Raw genomic sequence first — 5,175 nt, forward strand, 5'->3', positions numbered from 1 at the left:
CAGGATATCTACTTCTATGCTACAGATTCTTATGGCAGCAAAGGTTTGAACTTAGCACAGATCTATGTAGTAGACAGCGGCACCTCAACCGGATCATCTGCAACTCCATTGTTCACCGTTACAAATGGCAAAGTTGCAACCAACAACTTGACAAACAAAGGTGACTATGTTGTTCTGTCCGGTGTAACTAACAACGGTTTAGTTGCTACTGTTAAGATTGTTAAAAACTACTAAGATTCACGTCCCTATCCAGAAATACAAATCTTGCGTGTTAACAATAGTTGACCTGTAAACTAAAGAGTCTTTCACCTTCAGGTGAGAGGCTCTTTTTTTCTTGAAACTGTCCAGATTAAGTCAGAACGATATTAATAACACTCACATTCAAAACTAGGTCAGATAAAGAATCTTCCCGCCCACCTTTGCAGGGGGTTGTCACCCATACTCTGCTTGATAACTCTGATCTCCGTTAGTCTCGGTAATAACACATATAATTGCTATCACATAATTTTGGAATAGAACGCATCATCCGAAAACATAACTTGAGAATCTCGGGATTTTCCTCCCCTTCTAGACTTGCAAGAGATTTTCTCAACAGCCTTACGCTCGCCGCTTTTTTTTCAAGAGACGATTCTCTCCCAACGATTTTAAGAGAACATACACCCATTGCTTTTAGTTCCGGTAATGCACAAAGTCCACACATGCCCATAGGGTCTCCTTTGGGACTGATACTTTCGCCCATATTTTTGATTCCTATATAAATAAATTCGCGATAATCCATGAGATGCTGAGAAAAAGAACAGTTATCTGCTTTTCTTGATTGTCCATTCTTATCATAAAGTTTATAAATCCAATGGGGGTTATGACAAATCGCACCACTAAAAGCATGATTTGCAAAGCAATACGCTTCTTCAAAAATACACCCGTCATTGAGTACAAAGGCTTCATACTCCATGTCTGAACCGATCTTTTGAATGATATTAGCCATATCTTCTAAATCCAAATATCTTGGAAAAATCAGTCTCTTCGCACCTAAATCCCGAAAAAACTTGGCAGTCTCTGTGTTAAGAATTCCTCCTAAACTGCTTGCATGAAGCGTTACGTCCGGCATTTTCTCCTTCATCATTTTCATCAGGCCAGGATCTCCAATGATCAGAGCATCTGGGCTGCAAATCGCATAAACTTCTCTAACGAACTTTAAGATTTCTTGGTACAAGGCATTTGAATAGATGGATTGATTCAATGTTAGGAAAACTTTCACATCATGAAAATGAGCCAAGCCAACGACTTTAGACAATTCTTCAAGACTTGGCAAATTACCTTGACCAGGACCTCGGCGGTTCAGCCAAAACCTATCTCCGGAAACTGAATCCCAATACTCAGGCTGCAAGCCGCAATACAATTCTTTTGCTCCTTCTGAAATAAGAGTTCTCCCCTCTTCAAGCGAAGTTAAAGGGGCTAGAATTTTCAATGTATAGCCCTCCTGTCGTCAAATGGGTTCGGGTTGAAAAATTAAGCGGTCAATCCCTATTCGCGATATAATATTAAGCGTATCCTTAAGGAAACCTTCCTTAAATACACAAAAAATTGCATTACCTTTTTGAACAATATGCCAATTTGGAGACACAGGAACTTGACCTGATTTATCTGAAAGTTCTATCCAGAATTGTCTGCAAGTGTGTCCACAGGTTTTGTCTGTTGTTTTAAACTTATCGCCTTTTTGGTATCCCCATGACCGTAAAAGACACATTCTGCCACTTGATATTGCAGTATATGGAAAGTATAAAGAAACTTTATTATTCCATCGTTCAAAATCATTTAATCCGCTTGGCGGAATATCTAATTCAACATGGCTTACCCCAAAGTCCGTAAAAACCTTTTGTATAATATCGCTTTCAAAGCTCGTCATAGGTAAAGAACTAGATTTTTGACCATGGCTTTTTTTCTTGTTTTCGGTTAGAGTTCCGATTCGCGGATCACGCCAAGCCTTATTTAACTGTCGCCCTATTATAGGTTTAAAACCAGGATATTCTTGATTGAGTAAATATAATATTCCCCAATCATTAACTACAACTTCTAATGCTAAACCTTCCTTTGACAAACCTTGCAATAACTGCCGCAGCTTTGTGAGACCATTTTCTGTCACATAAGGCGTAACTAAAGTTAATTCTTGACCGTATTCTCTCGCTCGAGAATAAACATCTAGAACTTCACGTAAAGAAGGTATTGACCTTTCACAAAATTCTTGTCCAAAATATATTCTTGTAAATAAAATTTCCCCCAAGACGTTCTCACTAATTTCTTTTATCATGCCGGATCGAAATACATTATTTTCACACCAAGGATCGTCCATAAAATATACTTTTTCAATGTTGGGAATACCTAAAGCCCATTCCATACAACGATACACCTCATTGATTCACATACTAAATTACTTCTTATTAAATAGTATGATATTTTGAGGTTAACCGTTAACAAAGGGTTTTTAAAAGAACATTTGCTCCAGTGCTATTGCAACTTCTGCTATCACAATTTCGCTTAAGCAACTTAATTTAACCACGAGCAAAAAGGTAGTCGGAACCGTCATAAAGCGCGGCTGAGAGTGGCTCGTCTCCATGAAAAGATTGCCAAAACTATCTCCGAAGCGTCCTGGAGTGAATCTCGCACCATGATAGAGTACAAAGCTCATTGGTACGGACGCGAGGTGGTTATTGCTCACGCGAACTACGCCAGTAGTCAACTCTGCTCAGTTTGTGGTTACAGAAACGTAGCCAAAAGCCCACGGTTTCAATCGTGGGATGAAGGCGGCTCCCGTTTCGTTTCTAAATAAATCCGTTGTAGTATCATTGAACAACGGATACAATAATGATATGGGACAAGAATATCGACGAACAACCACCACTGTTTCTTTGATCAACTATCATTTTGTTTTTTGCCCACGCTACAGACGCAAGATATTAGTAAATGACGTAGATAGAAGGTTTAGGGAGATTCTGCAAGAACTATGTGATGAACATTCTTTAATGATTGTGGCATTAGAAATAATGCCAGACCATGTTCATTTTTTCGTGAACGCTCTACCTTCTATTAGTCCATCAGACATTATGGCAAAAGTGAAAGGAGTGACATCAAGAAAACTGCGGCAGGAATTCCAACACCTGCAGCACTTGCCAAGTCTGGCGGCAGGAATTCCAACACCTGCAGCACTTGCCAAGTCTGTGGACTCGTTCTTTCTTTTGCTCTACGGCTGGCAATGTATCTAGTGAAACGATTCAGCGATACATTGCTGAACAAAAAACAAGGGGGTAAGCATTTGCAAATCACAGCGTCTTGAGATTGAAGCTATCCTAACGAATTATCAGCAAGAACGACTGATCGGTAAATTGGGCAGCCTTAGAATAACGCAAAAGTCAGGTAACTATATGGCTCAAATCGCTGTCGAAGCTACTAAACAACTCAATATAGCCGATAAGGTTATGGGTGTTGATTTAGGGCTTAAAGTTCCTGCTGTGACTACAACTGAATCTGGCAAAACCAAATTCTTCGGTAATGGCAGACAAAATAAGTTTATCAAACGTAAACATCGGTCAGTTCGTAGAAAACTCAGCAAACTGAAGAAACTCAAAGCTATACGAAAACGCCATGATAAAGAACAACGTTGGATGAACGTACAAAGCCTTTCTGGAAGGTATTCGAGTTGAATACGTCAATCCTAAATACACTAGCCAAACATGCCCGTCTTGTGGTAAACGTAACCATGCTAAAGACAGAAAGTATCAATGTGAATGTGGATTTAAGGCTCATCGAGATCGAGTTGAGGCGATTAATATAATCTCTGCAACTGTGGTAGTTGGTAACAGGCTATCAGCCTAGAGTACCATTGTGTACTGCTCTAGGACGGGCTAATGGCATAGCCCTGAACAGCCGTGGGAGTGTCAATAAACTCAAGAGGTGTTATGAATGAAACGTAAAATTATTACCATAAATCAGGAACTTTGCAACGGATGCAAGCTCTGTGTTAATGCTTGTCATGAAGGAGCATTGCAATTAGTTAACGGTAAAGCCACGCTTATTTCTGAAACCTATTGCGATGGCCTCGGCGACTGCCTGCCTGAATGCCCCACCGGAGCTATTACTCTTGAAGAGCGAGAAACCGTCGAATATGATGAGGAAGCTGTTAAAATACACTTAAATAGCAATCCGAAAGAAACGGAAAGCTCTTTATCCTCTATTTCTCTAAGCACCCAGGGCAAACCCTCACCAAGAGCAGTTCAATCGTCTAAGGTTGTATCTCCAGAAAACTCACAATCTCAGCTCGCCCAATGGCCATGTCAGTTAAAATTAGTATCAATCGATGCACCCTACTTTGATAACGCCGACATATTACTTGCTGCCGATTGTACCGCCTTCGCATATCCAAATATTCACCAGCAATTCATGCTCGGAAAAGTCACTCTAATTGCTTGTCCTAAACTAGATAACATCGACTACTCAGAAAAATTGAGCGAAATTATGAAACGTCATTCTATTTCCAGCATTACCATTTTAAAAATGGAAGTCCCCTGTTGCGGAGGACTTGTAAATGCTGCAAATAAAGCCTTAGCTAATAGCAATAAAACAATTCCCTATACTGTCGCGACGATATCAACAAATGGTATTATTTTATAAGTTTAAATTTCCCCTTAACGTAAATTCCTGCAGTGTGGGACCCAATTTTTTAGCTTCTTTCATGAAACACAAACAGACTGCCAATTTGGCAGTCTATCGCTTGTTCACCTGGCGATGACCTACTTTCCCAGGAGCCTGCGCCCCAAGTATTATCGGCCCTGGAACGAAAGGCGGATGAGCCTTTCGCCACACTGCGTCCCCATACGCATACTCCTGCAGTGTGGATCCTTAACTTCCGTGTTCGTGTATTCGAAAAGCACGAAAGCCTCCGGTGGAGGGTTTCGCCGAGCCACCAACCCCAGAGATTCACTTCGTGGCGAAGTACGAGCTTTTCGCCACGCTGCATCCCGTAACGCCTTCTCCTGCAGTGTGGGACCCAACATCTTTCATTTCTTTCATGAACCACAAACAGACTGCCATTATGGCAGTCTGTTGCTTGTTTTACCTGGCGATGACCTACTTTCCCAGGGGCCTGCGCCCCAAGTATTATTGGCCCTGGAGGTCTTAACT

At 40.9% G+C, this 5,175-nt stretch carries 7 protein-coding genes and 2 pseudogenes; 6 read left to right on the top strand and 3 right to left on the bottom strand.

Translation table 11 applies throughout. The annotated features are described in order from the left end of the window. Positions 1–234, top strand: a 234-nt coding sequence (locus B5771_RS00115) for a hypothetical protein (RefSeq protein WP_140417652.1), incomplete at its 5' end; no start/stop codon positions are given. A gap of 232 nt (positions 235–466) precedes the next feature. Here the strand turns inward: B5771_RS00115 and B5771_RS00120 are convergent. Together B5771_RS00120 and B5771_RS00125 are read right to left on the bottom strand one after the other, a co-directional pair. After that, positions 467–1,468 (bottom strand): peptidase U32 family protein, encoded by a 1,002-nt coding sequence (locus B5771_RS00120; protein WP_088185732.1) that lies wholly within the window; start codon positions 1,466–1,468, stop codon positions 467–469. A gap of 18 nt (positions 1,469–1,486) precedes the next feature. Beyond that, on the bottom strand, positions 1,487–2,395 hold the full coding sequence (locus tag B5771_RS00125; RefSeq protein WP_088185733.1) for a hypothetical protein: 909 nt from the start codon (positions 2,393–2,395) through the stop codon (positions 1,487–1,489). A 156-nt stretch (positions 2,396–2,551) separates the two neighbouring features. On the opposite strand from B5771_RS00125, the pseudogene B5771_RS00130 reads away from it, so the two are divergent. The 5 genes and pseudogenes from B5771_RS00130 to B5771_RS00145 form a co-directional block, all read left to right on the top strand. Further along, positions 2,552–2,764, top strand: a pseudogene (locus B5771_RS00130) (zinc ribbon domain-containing protein); the annotation flags it as partial. A 103-nt stretch (positions 2,765–2,867) separates the two neighbouring features. Then, positions 2,868–3,306 (top strand): annotated as a pseudogene (gene tnpA / locus B5771_RS00135) (IS200/IS605 family transposase). 113 nt (positions 3,307–3,419) lie between these two features. Next, positions 3,420–3,698 carry a hypothetical protein gene (locus tag B5771_RS23700; RefSeq protein WP_172408100.1) on the top strand — a complete coding sequence of 93 codons (279 nt, stop codon included), beginning with the start codon at positions 3,420–3,422 and terminating at the stop codon, positions 3,696–3,698. Further along, entirely contained in the window at positions 3,688–3,870 is a 183-nt protein-coding gene (locus B5771_RS23705) for a transposase (protein WP_242966680.1), read from the top strand. The genes B5771_RS23700 and B5771_RS23705 overlap by 11 nt, the downstream gene beginning before the upstream one ends. Positions 3,871–3,957: 87 nt before the next feature. Beyond that, positions 3,958–4,665, top strand: a complete 708-nt coding sequence (locus B5771_RS00145; RefSeq protein WP_088185734.1) for a 4Fe-4S binding protein — start codon at positions 3,958–3,960, stop codon at positions 4,663–4,665. A gap of 49 nt (positions 4,666–4,714) precedes the next feature. On the opposite strand, the gene B5771_RS24470 is transcribed toward B5771_RS00145, so the two are convergent. Beyond that, positions 4,715–5,175: hypothetical protein (locus B5771_RS24470; RefSeq protein WP_207652658.1), on the bottom strand; the 461-nt coding region annotated here is incomplete at its 5' end.

The sequence above is a fragment of the Desulfosporosinus sp. FKA genome (assembly GCF_002196785.1).
In the GTDB taxonomy this organism is placed as follows: domain Bacteria; phylum Bacillota; class Desulfitobacteriia; order Desulfitobacteriales; family Desulfitobacteriaceae; genus Desulfosporosinus; species Desulfosporosinus acididurans.